Consider the following 19,458-nt stretch of genomic DNA (forward strand, 5'->3'; position numbering starts at 1 on the left):
AATGGTACAGTATAAAGTGAAGAAGATAAATAAAATTGCCAAAGAAGGCCTTGATCTTTTTACCGATCTTTTTTCAGTTTCAGAAGATGAGGACAATCCCGACGGGATCATCCTCCGCAGTTCTCCTCTTGACGTGGACGATTATCCTTCCCTCATGGCGGTCGCAAGGGCCGGTGCCGGTACCAATAATATCAACGTGGCCAGGGCCACGGAAAAAGGAATCTGCGTTTTCAATACCCCAGGAGCGAATGCCAACGCGGTTGTCGATCTGGTGTTCCCAATGATTGGGGTCTGGAAAAGAAATATCTTCAGGGGTATTGAATTCTGTAAGTCCCTGGCCGTCATGGAGCCCGACAGGGTCAGCGGGGAGGTGGAGTCGAAAAAGGCTGCTTTTAAGGGGGAGGAAATCGCCGGAAAGACGCTCGGCGTGGTTGGTCTGGGGCAGATTGGCGTTCGGCTGGCCAATGCAGGAGTGTTCCGGCACATGAAGGTGCTCGGTTTCGATCCGGCACCGAGCATTGCCAACGTGCATCAACTCTCTCCCGAGGTCCGTATCTGCAAGAACCTGGGCGATGTGTTGCGGGCCAGTGATATAATAAGCCTCCATCTTCCCCTGCTTGAAACGACAAGGCACCTTGTCAATACAGAGTTCATAAACCGGATCAGGAAAGGTGCGGTGCTCGTCAACTATTCACGCGGCCCGGTGGTGGATGAACTGGCCGTGGTCGAAGCGCTTGATCGGGGGCATCTGGAAGCGTACCTATGTGATTTTCCTACGCCGACACTGGTGAAGCATGAAAAAGTGCTGACTACACCTCATCTTGGAGCCTCCACTTCGGAATCGGAAGAAAATTGTTCGATCATGGCGGTAACCGAACTTGCCAATTATCTCAAGTACGGCAACGTGATTCACAGTGTCAATTTCCCAAGCGTTGAGAAGATTCCAAGCGACAAGGCGCATTCCCGGTTTTGCGTCGTGAACAGGGACGTTCCGGGGATGATTGCCCTTATTTCCAATATCTTTGGAGCCAACAACGTCAATATCGCCGGATACCTGAACCAGTCCAACGGTACCGTGGGGTACAATATAATCGATGTCGAGTCGGAGATCCCCCAAGAGGTGATAGGACAGATTATCGGGAACAAGGATGTTATCAGGACCAGGGTGATTACTTTTGAAAAATAACCGCTTTTCACGCGGTTTAAAAATTTAGACGCATATCCTGTTGTTATTTTAGGCAAGGATAAGAATTTATTCCAGAGCCGCGAGTGTAAGTAAAAAAAGTTGTACTTTTTTCCGCTAAAATGGACGATGTGTCAAGACCTGTGTTTTTCAACTATATGAAAATACAATGTAAAATGTATTTCCAGTAATATGGCACGCAACATGCAATGATTATTATGCTTTATCTCTTCTCTCTTTTCTCCTGGAAAAACCGGACCTCCCTGCTAAGGTCCGGTTTTTCTTCTTTTGAACTATCTACGATTTCTCCCCGGTCTCTGTTGCCATGCTAGCGAGGCAAGAACGAAAAAATATTGTCGCCCTGGAGCATTGTAGAGGTTACCGCCGGGACGAGGTGAAAGCTCTGGTCGAGGGAATGTCGGTTCGGTTGGGGCTGCACAACCTGCACGGCAGGACCGTGCTTCTCAAACCAAATTTTATCAGCAGCAGGGGGCCTCGTCTTGCCTGCACCCATGCTGAGGTGGTTGTCGGAACGGCGGGGTGGTTTATTGACAACGGGGCACGGGTTCTGGTGGGAGACTCTCCGGCCTTTGGCAGTGTTGGCAGGGTGTGTCAGCATCTGGGAATGAAAGCCGGTCTGGCGGCGATGGGGGTTGAGTGTGTCGAGTTCACGACCCCCGTCAAGAAGCTTTTGTCCTGCGGAACCGAGGTGACGGTCGCCGCCGAACCATTGGACTGCGATCTCCTGGTAGGCTTGCCGAAGGTTAAAGCCCATGATCAGCTTTACGTGACCCTGGCAGTGAAAAATCTGTTCGGAATCGTCAAGGGAATGCACAAGGCGATGCTCCACATGACCCGGGGTACCAGCCACGATCGGTTTGCAGAACTTATCCTCGGCCTGGTCGACCTTGTACCGGATCAGGTTCATTTCATCGACGGAGTAACAGTCATGCACCGCTCCGGACCGCTTCATGGCGACCCGCTCTCCCTGCACCTTTTCGGCGGAGCAAGGAACCCCGTCTGCCTTGACAACGCCTTGCTTGACGTTCTCGAGCTGAATCCGGAGATGAGTCCGTTGTGGCGTGCGGCCAACAGACAAAAAAAAGTTGCGACTGTATCCGCAGACATTAAATATACCGGTCGGCGTCCCGAAGAATTTCACGGTTCGGGGTTTGTTCCCCCAACCGCTCTTGACGCCATCCGCTTTAATCCTTTTCGTTTTTTTCGCGGAATGGTAAAACGTGCAGTTTTCCGGGCCGGAGGCTGAGCAGCGGGCGATATGACCGCCCGGTTGCAGGGGCTTCTTGTCACTGCAAAAGGTCAACGGCGAAGATAACAATACCATCTGTTGATGGATACGTAACAGACAACAGCAAAATGTACTGCAATTCAGAACCTATTATTCTCGCCTCGGGCTCTCCCAGACGGATTGATTTTCTGCAGTCCCTGGGACTTGAATTCTCCGTTTGCGCCACGGCGATAGACGAGGACAGGAACACCGGGGAAAGCCCCGAGGATTTTGTCCGCAGGATGGCGGTTGAAAAATGCCGGGCGATAAGTGTCAAAAACCGCGACAGCTGGGTTATTGGCGGAGACACCATCGTCTGTATCGACGACGCCATTCTGGGAAAACCTGTATCGGCAGAGGAGGCGGTGTCCATGTTGATGCGTTTATCCGGCCGGGTTCACCTGGTAAGGTCAAGTTTTTGTGTGAACCATGAAGCGCGATCACTGTCTGTATCCCGGGTGGTCGCGACCCGGGTGGTGTTTGGCGAATTTTCCGAAGATGTCGCTAAAAGCTATGTGGCCGGCGGAGAATCTCTTGACAAAGCGGGAGGGTACGGTATTCAAGGTAAAGGTACGGCACTGGTAAAAGAAATCCAGGGGTCCTACTCAAATGTCGTCGGCCTTCCTCTTTTTGAACTTACTGCCACCTTGCTGCAGCTTGGCGTAATAAGGCCACGCGTAGTTTTGGCAAGGTGATTTTCCTCTTCCTGGTCGTCGAACTCTTCCTTGGTGGCAGAAAGTTTGGTAATTCACTGGATACATTATAAGAGTTCGAGTATTATTAAGGTCAGTTGTGTTTTGTAGTGCTTGGGAGGTGTGGTGGCGTCCCCGGGCCGGGCCGGATTTTCACGAGTCTTACAAGACCATGATCGAGCCATTTCGTGCGCAGCTGTAGACTCTGGTGTGATTCCCTGATCGCGGATCGGACAAACTTGTCATGGTTGTCTTCAGGGGGAAATCGAGTACAGCAAGCACTGATTGTCCAAAGTGAAAACCGTAGCCGCAAGGTCACGTGGGTGGTGCGGCTCATTCAATGCAGATGAATTTTCATTAAACATTCAGGCCTGGCCAATGGCCTGAGCAAATTATATCAAGAAGACCTGTTGAAGGATATAGTAACAGTTCTGCGGGACGGAGCAAAAGAAATGGCCCTGATTAATGTGCAGAAAAGAGGTGTCGAAGCCCTGAAGCTGTTCAATAATTCCATAACGACCCGGCGTCTCTACCCACCTGAGGCCCCGCAGGTGAGCAACGCTGCCAGTCTTGGCTTTGAGGGGGTCCAGCAGTATGTGGCCGATTTCGGCTCTCTCTCTTTCTCCCTGGAGAGGAATGCAAGCTTTGTCGCCGACCACGAGTTGTCGCCGGAAATTCTCGATTCCTTCCCTAACCTTGTTGTCTATCGACATCTCCGTCATCTCGGCTACTCCGCCATCGTGATAGATGAAACTGTCGATCGTTTTACCTACAACCAGATAGTAGATGCGTTCTCGGTGACGGCGGAAAAAATTGCCAGACAGGGTGGCGGCACCCAGCTGATAACCAATATGGGGTTGAGAAAATATTTTCAGCAAAGCGATGACAACCTGGGTGGGGCAGCAAAAGCTCAGAGTGATTTAGCTGCTCATGCAAAGAAAAAGGTCGTGGTACGGCCGGAGTTGATTGGCTGCCTGCTGGGTGAAGACGAGAGGCCTTTGGTTCAAGAGGAGCTCAAGGAAAAGATGAGGTCGGTCCAGGGTGCGACCGAAGTGGTCGTCGCGGCAGTCAGCTACGTCCTGCAGTCTATCCATCAACAGAAGCGGATCTACCCCTCCCGACTGTTTTCAAAAATGATTGAAAACAGCGGGATGATGATCGATCAGGCAATGGTTGACAAAGTTGCCGGCAGTCTGGGTAATGATCTCTCCGCCAATCTGAAAAACACCGCCCTCTGTGTGGTGCTGTGCCAGAACTTTCCCGGAAATTTCGGGTTGCAGCTGTATAACAGCCTTATATCCCGCCTGACCTTCGATAGGTTCGGCAGGGTTGTGGGAATTCTCAGAATACAGCTTGAACGGCTTAAGATCGGTGGTGAACAGGAGGCGCAGCGGGTGGTGCTGCAAAGGGTGCTGGAGCGACTTTTTGAGACCGACAGGGGAAAACAGTATCAGAAACGGGAAAAAACCAGGCATATAATAGATGACGGGGAGCGGGAGCGGCGAAAGAAACGGCTTGAGGTTCAGCTGGGATCGCTTGTCGGTGGAAATTTGCAGTCGCTTGAAAGTATTGAGCTGCTGCGTCACCTGCCGCGTGCTGTCAGCAAGCTGTTAAAAGGCGAGAACAGGGCGTATGTTCCGAAGATCCTGAAATACCTGGTTAGTTATTATTACCAGAACAAGAACAGGAACCTCTTGCCGTGGCTGGAGTGCGTTTTTGAACTGACTGAAAAAATAATGGAAAGCGGAAACCAGAAATTGTTGAATCCGCTTGCAGAAATACTCAGAGACTCTGCCCAGAGCGCCGCTTTTGGCGAAGAGCTGTTTGAAAAAAATATTATTATCCTCCAGGAAGTGATGTACAGCTACTGGAAAAAAGAGGAGTTCCGCCAGGGCGACGCGATCCTGGCCCTGCTTTATCAGCTGCGGGCGGGACAGATAAAGAACGCGGTCGGCTATAGAAAGGTCGTTGCCAATGTTCAGGACAATTTTATCGACAGGACAATTTTGCCGAACCTGCTTCAGCAGTGTCTTCTCGATCATACCGATGAAAGCCTGATCTATCGCATGGTGCTTCAGGGACCGGTCGCCATACGGTTTATGGTTGATTCGCTGATAGAGGAGGAACTCACCGAAAACAGGATAAAGATTATCGATATCCTCACAAGTGTCAGAACTTTTGTGCCTGTGGTCGTTCGCGAACGGCTCAAGGATCATATGCCGTGGTATGGCAAGCGAAATCTCATCAAACTGCTGGGTGAGACGGGCAAGGAAGAAGATGCACAGCTGACCCTGCCCTACCTGCAGCATCGGGATTACCGGGTGCAGCGGGAGGCTTTCCTCTGTATCTACAAGATCGGGGGACGCCACAGGAAGAGGCTGCTACTGGCGGGACTGGACGGAGCTCCGGAGCTGGTCATGATCAACATCGTGGAGGCCCTGGAAGAGTTCTGCGATGATGAGGTGGCACTTAAGCTGGGAACCATTCTGCCGGATTTTATGCACATCAGCGAAACGGAGAGAGAGCAGTTCCTGGTGACTGTCATGACAACCCTTGGACATTGTCGATGTACGGCGGCCCTTGATGTTCTCGAAACCTTTCTGGACACCAAGGGCCAGAAGACGGCCAGGTCGGTTCCCGGTCATTTGTGGGATATGGCGGAAGAGAAGTGCGACAGTCTCAGGACAGCGCTGAAAGAAGAGACAAAAGCCGGCGTCAAGGCGGCGAGCCGGATACGGAAAAGCGCTCTCAGGCAGGCTGCCGCTGTGGGACGGGACGGCAGGGCTTCGGCCCTTTTCGGTCCATCCATTGAAAAAACAGTACAGGAACTGGTCGCCGGCGGCGAAAACGAACAAGCCCAAAATCTGTTGCTGGAGCTGATCGCGGTGAACGTCGACAAGAAGAACTTTAACAGGGCGGAAAAAATTCGCGAATGGCTTGTTGAAATCGATGAGAGCGCGCTGGTGCTGATAATGAGAGCGGTGGAGCTTATCGAACAGGGGAAGAGGGAGGCTGACAGGGAAGATCATCTTGAAGTCTGGAGTAAGCTGTACGACGCTCTTGACACGGAAGAGTTCTGTGAATTGTTTGGTGCGATGATCCACAGGAAATACGATCCCGGCCAACGTATTGTCACCCAGGGTACCTCAATGAAAAGTTTTGTGTTTATTGACAAGGGACGTGCCAATGTCTCTTTTGATTTAAACGGTGAAGAGGTATTGCTGACAACCGTGGAGCGGGGAGGATGCCTGGGGGCGGAGACACGTCTTGAACCTTCAAACTGGACCATATCGGCGACCAGCGTCGGCGCCTGCAGGGTGTCGGTACTGCCGTTTGAGCGGGTTGCGCAGTGGGAAGAGAGCTGCCCCCGGCTGATCGACAAAATCAAACAATTTTGCGCCGACTTCCGGTCTACCGGTACAATGATCGAGGAGAATTCCCTGGACCGCAGAGCCCACGAGCGATTTGCCGCAGACGGAAAAGTCCGGGCGATGCTGCTCGACAGCCGGGACCGCCGGACCGGAGGCCAGATAATAGGCGACATCAAAGATATAAGCGCAGGGGGCATGGCTTTTGAAATTGTTGCAAAACATAACAAGGAAGGCAAAACCTTGTGGGGTGCCAGGATGCTGTTCCAGTTTCTCGATGTGTCTTTTGAGAGCAGCACAGCCGAAGTGGCCGGGGACGTTATTGCCGTGAAATTTATTCCAGGAGCCGCCGACGGGGAGGAGCTGCTATCGGTCCATGTACGATTTGACGCGGTGCTGCATGCCGATATCCTTGAGAGAATACAGGATGTCCGAGTATAAGAAACAACAGTGGCGTGCCGTAGCGGTCGTGCTTGTGATCATGGATGCAAGGTGTATGCGGCTCGACTGTAAAGCGGGTATCTGAGATGTCGACGGGGGAGTACATGGACAGCGGCCGCGATGATATTTCTCAATTTTACCTCAGCCACCTCGGTGGGCAATGGAGTGAAAAGCTCGTAGTTGAGTGCCCATTTTGCCGGTCGCGGGGGGTTGCACCGGGCAAACTGGTTGTTTTCCTCAACCGGGAGAGTTTTTTTTACGGCTATTTTCGCTGTCTCAACCGATGTGTTGCCGGCGGCTTTGCGTTGTGGTTCGCGCAACTTGCGGCAATACCTCTGGCAGAGGTTCCCGGGTACGACCATACGAGATGGGAGAACCGCATATACCTCAAGTACGCCGGGGACAATATCAATGAAGAGATCCAGTCATACCAGAACCGGAGTTCCGGTGCCATCGACGACTATTTTGGTCAAAGATCGATCTCCACAGCGGCACGCAGAGAACTGCAGGTCGGGTATAACGGCCGCTACCTTGTCTACCCTTATATCCAGGAGGACGGTAACTGCTATAGCGCGCGCTGCGTCCACCCAGAAAACAGCAGTGACTTTTTCTGGCACGGCAACGAGAAATTCACCAGGCCTCCCTACTGCCTGTTCAATGTCCAGGACATAGCCAGATGTGAAAACGGTGCGCTTTTTCTGTGTGAAAAAGAAGAGAGCCTGCTGGCTTTGAAGCAGCTCGGCTTCCCCGGCGTTGCCGTGGCTGATCACAACCTTTTCGAGGAGCTCAACCCTGAGCTGTTCGCCTATATAAAGACTCTTTTTATCTTTGTTGCCAACAGCCCGGAATCTATCAAAAGCGCCAGAAAATTCGCTTCACGAGTGGGCTATAAGGCACGAATAGTATCATGGCCGCCGCAGGCGCCGAATAATTATACCCTGGTAAAGCTTGCTGCAGATTCCGGGGAAAATTTCAGCGGTGAAGTGGGCGCAATGATCAGGAAGGCCAGCTCTTTTTCTCCTTTCAGGCCGCCGGCGCAGGAGTTTCGGCTGTTTCGGCAGGGGATCGCCCGGCAGGGGGAAGAGTCCTATCGCAAGATGGCATCGGGATTTTCTCTGCTGGATCGGGCGATAGGCGGTATACACGGCATAAACGTCATCGGCGGCGGCCCTAAAGTGGGAAAATCGACTTTTGTCATTCAGATTGCCTCGGAAATGTCCCGCTGCAAGATACCAGTACTCTACTATGACTTTGAAAACGGCAGGCAAAAAATTTATCAACGGACCTTGAGTCGCCTGGCGAGGATGGACCTGGCGGAGATGATAGCCGGAGGCTGCGAACCCGGGGGAGCGGACGAGTTCGCAAAAGCTTGCGGCGTGCTGGAAAAGATGTTGTTTTACTGGAGGATCGTCAACGATCGAAAGATCACCCCGGAGCTGATGAAAAAACATATCGAGTTCATCAGGCACGAGACCCGGAGCGACTATACCGTGGTTGTTATCGACAGCCTGCATAAGCTGCCCTTTAAAGAGTTTGCCGAGAAGCGGGTCGGCATCGACGCCTGGCTGCGCCAGATGGAATCTATCCGCGACGACCTGCAGGTCTCTTTTCTGGTAATTTCGGAGTTATCCCGGGGTGAGGGCGGAGCATACGACGACCTCCCTCACCTCGGGGTGTTCAAGGGTTCCGGTGATATCGAGTACAGCGCCGACAACGCCATGGTCCTTTTCCCCGAACCGGAAGGAACCGGCAGCACCCCTGGCGACAGGGGCAACAGGCTGCACCTTGTGGCGAGCAGGGAGCACAGCCCCGGTATTGTCGCCGACTACAGGCTCGATTTTCCATACTGGTCGTTTGTGGAAAAGAGGGCGGAGTAAACAGCGCTCAATTCTCAACGCCATATTGTTCAAGCCACAGATCCATTGCCCGCTCCGACCTAGTGGCCCGCTCCTGTCCCCTGAATTTTTTGCGGATTTTCTTTTCCCAGGGGGGAAACAGCCCGAAATTGACATTTGACGGCTGGAATTTTTTCGGGTCGCTCCCGGTTAGATGGGCGACAAGAGCGCCGAGCGCGGTTTCGGCCGGCGGCACTACCGGAGCCTTGCCCATACTGATCCTGGCACCGTTGATTCCGGCAAGCAGCCCCATGGCGGCGGATTCCACATATCCTTCAACCCCGGAGAGCTGGCCGGCAAGCAGCAGGTCGGAACGCTTTTTGAACTGAAGGGTGGGGTCCAAAAGCTCCGGAGATGTAACGAAAGTGTTGCGATGGATGGAGCCGAGTCGTGCAAACTCGGCGTTCTCCATCCCCGGGATCAGCCGGAATATCCTTTTCTGCTCGGGGTAGGTGAGCTTGGTCTGAAAGCCTACCATGTTGTAGGTAGTGCCTTCACGGTTTTCTTTTCTGAGCTGAACTACAGCATATGGTTCCTTGCCGGTATTCGGGTCAGCCAACCCCACCGGCTTCATGGGGCCGAAACGCAGGGTATCCTCTCCCCGGGAGCGGATGACTTCGACGGGCAGACACCCTTCAAAATATTTGACGTCTTCAAACTCCTTCAAAGGCGTGTACTCCGCCTTGGCCAGCTCATCGATAAAGAGGAGATAGGCCGCTTTGTCCATGGGGCAGTTCAGGTAGTCTCCCGGACCGTCGCTGTAGCGGGATTTGCTGTAGATTATCGTCATATCCAGCGACTCCGCATAGACTATCGGCGCTATGGCATCGTAGAATGCCAATCGTTTTTTCCCGGTAAACCCGGCAAGGGACTCGGCAAGGCTGGATGAGGTAAGGGGCCCGGTTGCAAGGATTATGGGAGCGCTTGCCGGAGGCGGCAGTTCCGTTACTTCCTCCCTGATAATTTCGACGTTCGGGTGTTCATGGAGGGTGGCGGTGATCTTTTTGGCAAACAGCTCACGATTGACGGCAAGGGCTTTGCCCGCAGGCACCCTGGTTTCATAAGCCGTTTTCATAATAAGAGAGTCAAGGCGGGACATCTCCTTTTTCAGCAGTCCCACCGCCGAATGGCCTTCATCGGATCGCAGGGAATTCGAGCAGACCAGTTCAGCCAGGTTGTCCGAATGGTGGGCGGGGCTATAGCTGCGGGGTCTCATCTCAAACAGCCTTACCCGGCAGCCTCTTCTTATCAGCTGCCAGGTCGCTTCGCACCCGGCCAGCCCTCCTCCTATCACTGTAATTTTTTGCTCTTTATCGTTCATTTTTTCTGTTTATATCCTGCTGCCCCCGCCCTGTAGAGTGAGTCCCCGGAACATGTCGGACGGCAGATGGCGGGGGCAGTACGTTTCAGGTAAGAATTCATCAATCCTGAGCCATCTCAGTCTCTGGTGAAATCGATTGTAACCTTAAAGAAGAAGTGAAACACCAACATATTGCAAGAGTATTTTTGCAAGAGATGCGGCCACAAAACGATTTTTTCTATAAAGGTTCATTATGGGAAGACAATTGTTACCCGGACCTTTTTGCGCCCCCACTCCAGAGCGGCATGGTGGGAATGGAAATAGAGGTCGAGGCGGTCGGGTCCCTTTATCGCACCTCCGCGGTCCTGCACCACCCCCCAGCCGTAACCTGGAACATGAATACGTGTTCCAAAAGGATAGTAGCTGGTATCCGCTGCCAGGGTCCCGTCGTGGGGCAGGAAGTACCACGGAAAGAGCAGCAGCCGAAAAGGGATCATCCATGGTCGGCGAATGGAATCGACGGAAAAAAAACCCTCCTCGGGTTCGCGGGGAACGGAGCCGTTGGCCGTCAGGCCGGAATAGGGTCTGCCTTTATCTGGTCCGCTTGACTGGTACTTGTTCCAGAAGTCGAGCTTCAAATAGGTCGCGTTTCCCCTCTCCCATTCACAGCATTTGCTGCAGTTGCAATAGGCGGTGGCTTCAATGATCCGGGTGGTGCTGGAGGCGGCGCACCCGCCTGTTGCAAGTGATGCCGCGGTTATGAGTAGCAGCAGTGCCATCCGCATCACCCGGGGTGCGCTGCTGCCCCGGATGTTCTTCAAAGATAGGACAAGGCTGTGAAACAGCCTTGTCCTCAGGTGCGATAGAACCATTTTTTCATCTCGTCTGGAAAAAAAAGTCTCATAACGGGACGCCCGTGAGGACAATGGGAAAAGAGATCCGCTCTGGCCATGTCGTTGAGCAACCTGTCGATTTCCGGAGCGGACAGGGGGGTCCCCGCCTTCACCGCAGCCTTGCACGCCATATTGGCCAGGATGTTGTCGAGTAATCCGCCGCCGCTACTTTCTTTCTCACTGCCGAACTTTTCCAGAACGTCAAGAAACAGCTCGGTTGGGCTGATCGTACCGGCCACGGCGGGAACCGCGGAAATAATAAAGGTATTGCCCCCGAACTCGCGAACGGCAAACCCTATTCTTGCTATCTCTTCACTGTTTTTCAGGGCGAGTTCGGCCTGAAAAACGCTGAGTTCCACTGTTTCCGGAAACATCAGCGTCTGGCTGACAACCCTGCGCTCAAGGAACTGTCTGCGCAATTTCTCAAAGAGCAATCGCTCATGGGCGGCGTGCTGGTCGATCACGACCAGACCTTCCGGTCCCTTGCAGAAGATATACAGGTTGTCGAGCTGTCCAATCACCTGCAGATTGTGCGCGGTTTCCCCATGGTGGGGAGGAGACGGGAGCCGCTGCTCTTGCGTCCTGGAAGCTCCCCTTCCCCCTGGCATCGGTTCGGCGGTTTCATATATCGACCGCACGGCCGGTTTTAGTTTTTTTGGTTGCGGCCTCCTGGCAACAGGAGCTGACACCGGACAAGGCGCGACATCATCGCTGCTCTTGTCTTGTTCCAGCCTGAAAGCCTTATCACCTCCGAAGGCACCAATGTCTTGCGGGGCGCCAGTTTTTTCCTCTGGAGGAAAAGACGCGGAAGGGGCGGTGTCGCCAGCAGCAGGATTTTCTGAGCGCGGCAGAACCACGTCTTCGCTATCCTGCTGTCCCCAGATGGGGACCGGCTGGCGGTCAGGGAGTTTGTCCTTGCCGAACAGAACGCTCTTGATCTGTTGCTGGTGATCCGCCATCGCCTGCTGTATGGTGCTGCTGATGAAGAGGTGCACGTCGCGACCGTTTCTAAACCGTATCTCCTGTTTTGCCGGATGAACGTTCACGTCGACCTCATCGGGCGGGATCTCAAGGCAGAACAGTCCCGCTGGATTTTTGCCCTTCATCAAAAATCCACGCAACCCCTCCGCTATCGCGTGGGTAAACATCCGGTCGCGGATTGCCCTGCCGTTGACGAAAAGCCGGAGCCTGGACGGACCGACCGAGACCTGCTCGGGGGGCACGAGAAATCCCTTGAGATGTCTTGAATTGCCGCCGCTTGACGTGACCGGCAGGAAATCACCTTTAAAGCGCATGACAGCGGCCAGCCGCTGTTTAAGCGACAGGGTCTGGTCCAGGTACAGCGACTCGCGGCCGTCAACCCTGAGGATGAAGGTCGCCTTTGTGGTGGCAAGAGCATAATTTTTGACAATCTCTTCGATGTGGCCGATCTCGGTCCTTGTGGTCCTGAGAAACTTTTTCCTCGCCGGAGTGTTGCCGAACAGGTTGCGCACCTCAATGGTGGTGCCGAGGCTGCAGCCGGTCTCATGCACCTTGGTGAGCTTGCCGTATTCAAGCACCACCCTGGTTCCCAGCGGTGAATCGGCAACCCTTGAAGTGAGGGTCATCTTTGAGACGGAGCCGATCGACGGTATCGCCTCGCCGCGAAACCCCAGGGTATTGATGGAGCCGAGGTCTTGTTCGTTTTGTATCTTCGATGTTCCGTGACGCTCAAGGCTCAGCAGAAGGTCGTCCTCATCCATTCCCTGGCCGTTGTCAATGACCCGGATAAGCCTGGTGCCTCCGCCCTCTATTTCCACCTCTATCCGGTCGCTGCCGGCATCAAGGCTGTTTTCAACCAGTTCTTTTACTACCGATGCCGGTCGCTCGACCACCTCGCCCGCTGCAATCTGGTTGGCAAGCTGCTCCGGAAGAATACGGATTTTTGACATGGTGCTGACTTTCCTGTTGCTAGTTGACAGCCAGATGGTACAGTTCCACTGGCCGATTCGTAATTTCCAGGGCTGAAGGATACACACAGAATGAAAGAAAACGGTAACATACGCATCAGCCCCATACATATACAGAGGAATATTACCACGAGTATCTATTGTGTCACCCACTAAACGAAAATCGAACCCGGTGAAGGGCAAAACCAAACCCGCCGCCCGCAGAAAAATATATACCGAAAAACATGTTTATCTGTTTCTGTTGATAACCTGTCTGGTGCAGACCGGTTTTCTTTTCACGCTGCTGCTCGTCCAGATGAGCCTGCAGATTCCCGATATAGGTACGGTGGCAAAATATCAGCCGGCCCAGGCGACGCTGATCTATGACCGGCGCGGCGATCTCGTCGACCGGGTGTTTGTTGAAAACAGGACGGTGGTGCCGCTTACAAAAATGTCGCCTTATCTGGCCAAGGCGTTTGTCGCTGCCGAAGACGGCAGATTCTTCGAACATCCCGGGCTTGATTTTTTTTCGGTACTGAGGGCGGCAATAATAAATGTCAAAAACGGGGAAAAGAGCCAGGGCGGCTCTACCATCACCCAGCAGGTGGCGAAATCGCTGCTGCTGTCTCCGGAAAAAACCTACGTGCGAAAATTCAAGGAGGCGATCCTTGCCTGGCGCATCGATAAGGTGCTGACCAAGGATGAGATTCTTTTTATTTACCTCAACCAGATCTATCTGGGGGAGGGTACCCACGGGGTTGAGGCCGCGGCGCAGCTCTATTTCGGTAAAAGTGCTGCAGCGCTCTCCCTTGGGGAGTGCGCACTTTTAGCGGGTCTGCCCCAGGCGCCGAGCAGGTATTCGCTTTTCGATCACCTTGACCGTGCCGTTGAAAGGCAGAAATATGTGCTCAACAGGATGGCCGCGGACGGGTATGTGAGCGGTGGCGAGGCAAGACGTGCATTTGATAAAAAAATAGAACTTAAAAACGAGGGAACAACCCGGTCCGACGACAACGGGTATTACCTGCAGATTGTGAAAAAAAGAGCACGGGAGTTGCTGCACGTTCCACTGCAGACGGCAGGGCTGAAAATTTATACCTGTCTTGATTCCCGGATGCAGAAAAGTGGTGCAAAAGCTGTCCGCACAGGGGTTGTAGCCTCGAAAATAAGGCAGGAGCGCAGCGGCAACAAGGTCGGTGAGGAATTGCAGGGAGCCCTGGTTTGTGTCGAGACGGCAACCGGGAAGGTAAGAGCGGTGGTGGGGGGCACCTCTTTTCGGCAGACCCCCTTTGACCGGGCCACCCTGGCAAGAAGGCCCGTCGGCTCGACCTTCAAGCCTTTTGTCTACGCCGCGGCTCTTACAAGTGGCTGGAGTCCGCAGTCGATCATAGAGGACAGCCCTGTCTCAATAACGGGCAGCGACGGCAGGAGGTGGCAGCCAAAGAACTATTCCGGAAAATATCATGGCAAAACCACCCTGGAAAACGCCCTGGTCCACTCGCTCAATGCCGCATCTGTCAGGCTCATGCAGGCAACAGGCTTCAAAACGGTCCACCGCATTGCCGCAGGAGCCGGAATAACCGCCAAGCTGCCGCCCGATCTCTCTTTAGCCCTGGGCTCAGCGGATGTGTCGCTGCTGGAAATGACGTCTGCGTATACCGCTTTCGCCGGCAACGGAACTGTTTCGGCCCCGGATTTTATCGAGAAGATAGTTTTTCCCGATGGTTCGGTACGGGTGATCGCCGACAGCAACAAAAAAAACAGGGTGTTGACGGAAGAGGTGAACGCCCGGATGCGCGAAATGCTGCGCGGCGTCGTAACCCGGGGAACCGGGAAAAAGGTTCGCGATGTGACCGGAGTGTCGGGGGGCAAAACCGGTACTTCAAATGATAATCGGGATGCCTGGTTTATCGGTTATGACAACAGGTACACAACAGGGGTGTGGGTGGGATTTGACCATAACCACTCGATGGGCGCCGGCGAGAGCGGCGGGGCGACAGCCGCCCCTATCTGGCGTGACTTCATGCTGCATGGCGGGGTCAACTGAAGATTGGTCAAAAAAAAGCCTGCGCAGGAATTTTTTGCGCAGGCTTTTTTTTTTTGATAACCCGGTTCTCCCGGTGGGAAAAAAACGGTTACGTTTTTTATCAGCCGAATATTCCCTTGAAGGTAAAGAAAAACAGCATCGCCATGATTGCTCCGGCGGGCAGGGTGACCAGCCAGGAAATGACGATGTTCAGTATTACCCTGAGATCCAGGGCTCCTATGCCTCTGGCAAGGCCGACCCCCAGAACGGAACCCACCAGAATGTGGGTGGTGGAGACCGGCAGTCCGGTGCGGGAGGCCAGAACCACCGTGGTAGCCGCGGCCAGTTCGGCGCAGAATCCCCTTGACGGCGTGAGTTCGGTGATACGTTTACCCACGGTGAGCATGACCCTGTAGCCGAGAGTGACGAGCCCGAGAACAATTCCGGCACCGCCAAGCAGCAGAATCCACAGGGGCAGCGCCGACTTCTGCATCACCTCGCCCCCTGAGCTGATGATTGAATAGACCGCAGCCAGGGGACCGATACCGTTGGCCACGTCGTTTGAGCCGTGTGCGAACGCCATGGAACAGGCGGTAAAAAGCATCATCGGGGTAAACACCTTTTCCACGCTGGCGTAACTGAATGCCTTGTTGCCGTTGGAATTATCCTTGATTTTCCTGATAAAACTCCAGCCGATGAGAGCGGTGCATATACCGAACAGGATGGCTACTGCAAAACTCTGGATAGTGGTAAGTTCAAGGTTGAGGTGTTTGAGACCCTTGAAAAGGGTTACCAGGGAAATGATGAACCCTACCAGGAAGATATAGACAGGGGCATATTTTTTGGCATTTTTCAGCGGGTCGTCAGTGTCAAAGATCAGTTTCCTGGTGCTCATGACCAGGAGAAAGGAGATGGTCCCTCCGATCACCGGAGATATGACCCAGCTCATCACCACCGAACCCACCTTCCCCCACTTGACCGCTTCAGGGCTGATACCGACGATGGCAAAGCCGATCAGGGCACCGATTATCGAGTGGGTGGTGGATACCGGCCATCCCTTTGAAGACGCAATCATCAGCCACACGGCGGCGGCAAGGAGCGCAGCCAGCATCCCGTAAATGAGAATCTCCGGGTTGTCGGCTATGGCCGATGCATCGATAATTCCTTTTCTTATGGTTTTGGTAACGTGTCCCCCGGCCAAAACAGCGCCTAAGAATTCGAAGATCATGGCGATGACGATCGCCTGCTTGACCGATACCGCGCCGGCGCCGACCGAAGTGCCCATGGCGTTTGCCAAGTCATTGGCCCCAATACCCCAGGTCATGTAAACGCCAAAAACAATGGCGAGTACAAGCATGATGGTTCCGTATGAAGCAATAATTTCCATGATGCCCTCTAGGTTTTATTTGGATAGGAAGAGTAGTACTCGATCAGCCAGGTTTTCCGATTGGTCGGAGACAAGTCCGAGCAATTCGATGATATTGTACCAGAACATTACCGAAACGGGATCCAGCTTGTTCTCAATGGAAAAAAGCATTTTCCTTGTCCGGTGGACAATGTCGTCAATGTTGTGCTCGCTGATACGAACCTTTGCAATCATCTGGGAAACTCTCTGTGTTTCCCTGCCGGCAAAGCCGACCTCAAGAAGTTCGTCGAGTCTTTCGATCATCTGGCGGGCGGCTACGGAAATATCCATGGTCGCTTCGAGCAGCTCATCCAGCAGTTCCCTGAGCTCTTCTGGCGCCTGCATTGTCCGGTAAAGAAAGATTTTTCCTATATTTTCGGCGGTATCGGCGATCTTGTCCTGATCGGCGATAAGGCTGAGCAGGTCTTTCCGGTCAACGGGCAGAAACAGCGATTTCGGCATATTCAGCCGGTAGGTCGATTTCAGCTTGTCGGCTTTGGTCTCGAGTGTGCTGATCTGGGTGGCAAAATCGAGGGTTTCCTCACTGTCTTTTCTGAATACCGCGTCAAAAAGCGGAGGGATAAGGCAGACGCAGGAAAAAACTACCGACATATGTTCCTGTATGGGTTTAAAGGGAGATCCCCTGAGAAGACCTGATAGCGGGCGATTTGACATAATAGGCATAGTATGATCCTCCTGGTCGCGACGCATTGAATTTTTTTCGGTTGGTTGATACTGGAAATTACAACGTGATTTAATAACGTCGTAATCAGTGCACGCTCATTACTATGTATTGGTTAAAAGTCAATAGTTTTTATTGTTCGATCCGGTTTCCGGGCAAGGCTAAACAGGCTTGATTACGATTAATATCGGTCTTGTTAGTCTGGTGGTCTGGTAATAAAAAACATCGACTGTATATGGCCGTTACTTGATGTTGTTAATAAAATCGGTTAACGGTTCGGCCGGAAAGGTTATCGGCATAAAACCGCTGTCGGTGCGGATTATGGCACAGGGCCCGTCGGCGTGGGCGCTGTAGATGATGTGATGATTCTTAATGGTGCCGGCATGGAGCCAGTAACTACCGAAGGGGTCGAGCGGGGTGTGGCTTACTATGAACCGTGCTTTAGCAGGGATTCCTAGCCGGTGACGGAATCTCTTGACGTCTTTTCTGGTATAACCGGCGAGGTTGTTCGGCCGGTTGATCCTGTTGCAGGTCAGTTCTTTTTGCAGCCGCGGGTTGGAACCTATTTCAATCAGATCCTTGCGGGTGGTGTCCATCCGCGGCGGGCCGCCATGGCAGGCGACGAAGTCGCCGGCTACTATCAGGTAGGGGAGGTTGTCGTAAAAACGCTGCATCTCCTCGACATAGTCTTTGCCGCGCTGCTGCAAAAGGGCTTCTTTGAAAAGTTCTCCCTGCAGAAAATTGTTCTTGCTGATTTCAGGATCGAAGGAGTCGTGGTTTCCCCTGATGTAGAACAGGTTTTCCGGGAAGCGAAGTTTGAGCATGAAAATAAGGTCCATGATCAGCATCGACGTTTCAAAGTCCTCCATTTCCCCTGAGGTCTCTGCGTGAACCGCATCGCCCAGGATAATGAGGGTAGCGGTTTTCATGCGCATGCAGTCAAGTAGACAGTTCTCGCTTAAAATTTTCAGCAGATTGTCTACCTGGGCATGGAGGTCGCCGATGAAAACCGGGGTGGTATCCTTGGTCAGCTCAACTATTCCTCCGGGTGCGCCCAGTTGTGTTTTGGGCCTGCACGGTTCGTTCTGCAGGAGTCGATTGACCTGTCTGATGCTCTTGAGTGCCCGGCCGCGGGGAAGACATTCGATGTCCTGGCCGTAGATGGTGCGTATGTTCAGGATGGACTTGCGCCTTTCGCGAGCCAGCCGGCCTCGGTAATCACTGTCGTCGACCCTGACTATTGCCGTGGTCTTGTCGAAAGTGAGAGGGGTCAGGATCAGGTCACCCTTGCGATTGGTGATGCTGAGGTGTCGTTTGGCGACGCTGTCGTCAAAATGGAAAAGATTCTCATAGTCCTTGTTGAGGCGACCTATGACAATGGTTTCCCCAACGAGAATCCGCATGAATCCGTTGATGTTTCTGGTGGAGCATCCCTGCTCGGTATTGATGATCCAGTTTTTCTTGGCAGCCCTCTTTTTTACACCAAGTGCTATCTCCGGTTGGAAACGGAGCCTGATTTTACCTGCCAAAAGTTCAAAACTCCTGCCGTCGTGGGCGATCCGGCACGGCTCGTAGATCTCCTGCAGTTCATCGCTCAGAGTCAGCCACTTGATGGTGGAATGACTCCGCAGCAGGTATTTCCAGCCGGTGAGGGTTTTCAGGGTCGGTCTTCTGGGTTTGTTGCTCAAGGTCCATCGCGGTACTTTGGCCACCCCCCGCTCCGAAATCCACATCGGTGGGCTCTGTAAATCCTTCCGCAGGTAAACGTTCAGGCCGGCCCGGTGGAGATAAAGGGCAATTTCCCTGTAGTATGTCACCTGTTGGGTTACCATTTCCAGGGTGAGATTTTCGTCGACGGGAAAATATCCCTCTACCTGTCTTGCCATCCGTCGCTCAAATATGGTGGCAGGGTCGGGAATGAGAAATTCGAAAATAAATCTCGTGCGCCAATCGGACTGTAAAAAGGCGTCCTTGGCAGGCGGTACCACAATTCTGTTCAGTTCGAGCACCAGGGGCTCGGGGTTTTCCACGACCTCTTTGTCAAATACGGTGAGGGCTTCTTTAAAGCCCTTGAAAGGCAGACCGAGGTGAACTTCCCGTGGCCGGTAGACAAGGGATTTGTTTTTCCACCATCCTTTCTGAGTGAGATCGATATATCCCTCGTTGGGCCATCCGCCGATCTGTTCGATATAGTATGATTTCCCGGACCCTGGCGGGCCGGTCACGATCAACTGGAGGAATTCAAGGCCGATCGGAAGAGCAACCCCCCGAACATTCTGCAGATCCTGGATTGGTTTTAAAATTTTCTTCAGGGGGTCCAGCATACTACTCTCAGGGTAATAGGGTGGTGTCCGTTA

General features: G+C 53.2%; 12 protein-coding genes. 6 read left to right on the plus strand and 6 right to left on the minus strand.

Going from position 1 to position 19,458, the window contains the following annotated elements; translation table 11 throughout:
• Nucleotide 1: 1 nt before the first annotated feature.
• The 5 genes from BLQ17_RS00830 (at nt 2) to BLQ17_RS00850 (ending at nt 8,849) form a co-directional block, all read left to right on the plus strand.
• Entirely contained in the window at nt 2-1,186 is a 1,185-nt protein-coding gene (locus tag BLQ17_RS00830; RefSeq protein WP_092218800.1) for a phosphoglycerate dehydrogenase, read from the plus strand.
• Nucleotides 1,187-1,508: 322 nt separating this feature from the next.
• A complete protein-coding gene (locus BLQ17_RS00835) occupies nt 1,509-2,450 on the plus strand; it encodes a DUF362 domain-containing protein (RefSeq protein ID WP_092218802.1) in 942 nt (313 codons plus the stop codon).
• A 110-nt stretch (nt 2,451-2,560) separates the two neighbouring features.
• On the plus strand, nt 2,561-3,166 hold the full coding sequence (locus BLQ17_RS00840; RefSeq protein ID WP_092218804.1) for a Maf family protein: 606 nt from the start codon (nt 2,561-2,563) through the stop codon (nt 3,164-3,166).
• Nucleotides 3,167-3,573: 407 nt separating this feature from the next.
• Nucleotides 3,574-6,972, plus strand: coding sequence for a cyclic nucleotide-binding domain-containing protein (locus tag BLQ17_RS00845; RefSeq protein ID WP_143005404.1), 3,399 nt, complete (start codon nt 3,574-3,576; stop codon nt 6,970-6,972).
• 104 nt (nt 6,973-7,076) lie between these two features.
• Entirely contained in the window at nt 7,077-8,849 is a 1,773-nt protein-coding gene (locus tag BLQ17_RS00850; protein WP_176761023.1) for a DnaB-like helicase C-terminal domain-containing protein, read from the plus strand.
• 7 nt (nt 8,850-8,856) lie between these two features.
• On the opposite strand, the gene trmFO is transcribed toward BLQ17_RS00850, so the two are convergent.
• The 3 genes from trmFO to mutL form a co-directional block, all read right to left on the minus strand.
• A complete protein-coding gene (trmFO, locus tag BLQ17_RS00855; protein ID WP_092218808.1) occupies nt 8,857-10,188 on the minus strand; it encodes a methylenetetrahydrofolate--tRNA-(uracil(54)-C(5))-methyltransferase (FADH(2)-oxidizing) TrmFO in 1,332 nt (443 codons plus the stop codon).
• A 230-nt stretch (nt 10,189-10,418) separates the two neighbouring features.
• A complete protein-coding gene (locus BLQ17_RS23355; protein WP_281180471.1) occupies nt 10,419-10,946 on the minus strand; it encodes a 3D domain-containing protein in 528 nt (175 codons plus the stop codon).
• 74 nt (nt 10,947-11,020) lie between these two features.
• Nucleotides 11,021-12,991, minus strand: coding sequence for a DNA mismatch repair endonuclease MutL (gene mutL, locus BLQ17_RS00865; protein WP_176761024.1), 1,971 nt, complete (start codon nt 12,989-12,991; stop codon nt 11,021-11,023).
• Nucleotides 12,992-13,151: 160 nt separating this feature from the next.
• Here mutL and BLQ17_RS00870 point away from each other — a divergent pair, with 160 nt between their 5' ends.
• Complete coding sequence (locus BLQ17_RS00870; RefSeq protein WP_092218816.1) at nt 13,152-15,035, plus strand: penicillin-binding protein 1A; 1,884 nt, start codon at nt 13,152-13,154, stop codon at nt 15,033-15,035.
• 100 nt (nt 15,036-15,135) lie between these two features.
• Here the strand turns inward: BLQ17_RS00870 and BLQ17_RS00875 are convergent, their stop codons facing one another.
• From BLQ17_RS00875 to BLQ17_RS00885, 3 genes are all read right to left on the minus strand, one after another.
• Nucleotides 15,136-16,401, minus strand: a complete 1,266-nt coding sequence (locus BLQ17_RS00875; RefSeq protein WP_092218819.1) for an inorganic phosphate transporter — start codon at nt 16,399-16,401, stop codon at nt 15,136-15,138.
• Between the two features lie 15 nt (nt 16,402-16,416).
• Nucleotides 16,417-17,103, minus strand: coding sequence for a TIGR00153 family protein (locus BLQ17_RS00880; RefSeq protein WP_092218822.1), 687 nt, complete (start codon nt 17,101-17,103; stop codon nt 16,417-16,419).
• 240 nt (nt 17,104-17,343) lie between these two features.
• A complete protein-coding gene (locus BLQ17_RS00885; protein ID WP_092218824.1) occupies nt 17,344-19,425 on the minus strand; it encodes a metallophosphoesterase in 2,082 nt (693 codons plus the stop codon).
• Nucleotides 19,426-19,458 lie beyond the last annotated feature (33 nt).

The organism is Desulforhopalus singaporensis (assembly GCF_900104445.1).
GTDB lineage: Bacteria > Desulfobacterota > Desulfobulbia > Desulfobulbales > Desulfocapsaceae > Desulforhopalus_A > Desulforhopalus_A singaporensis.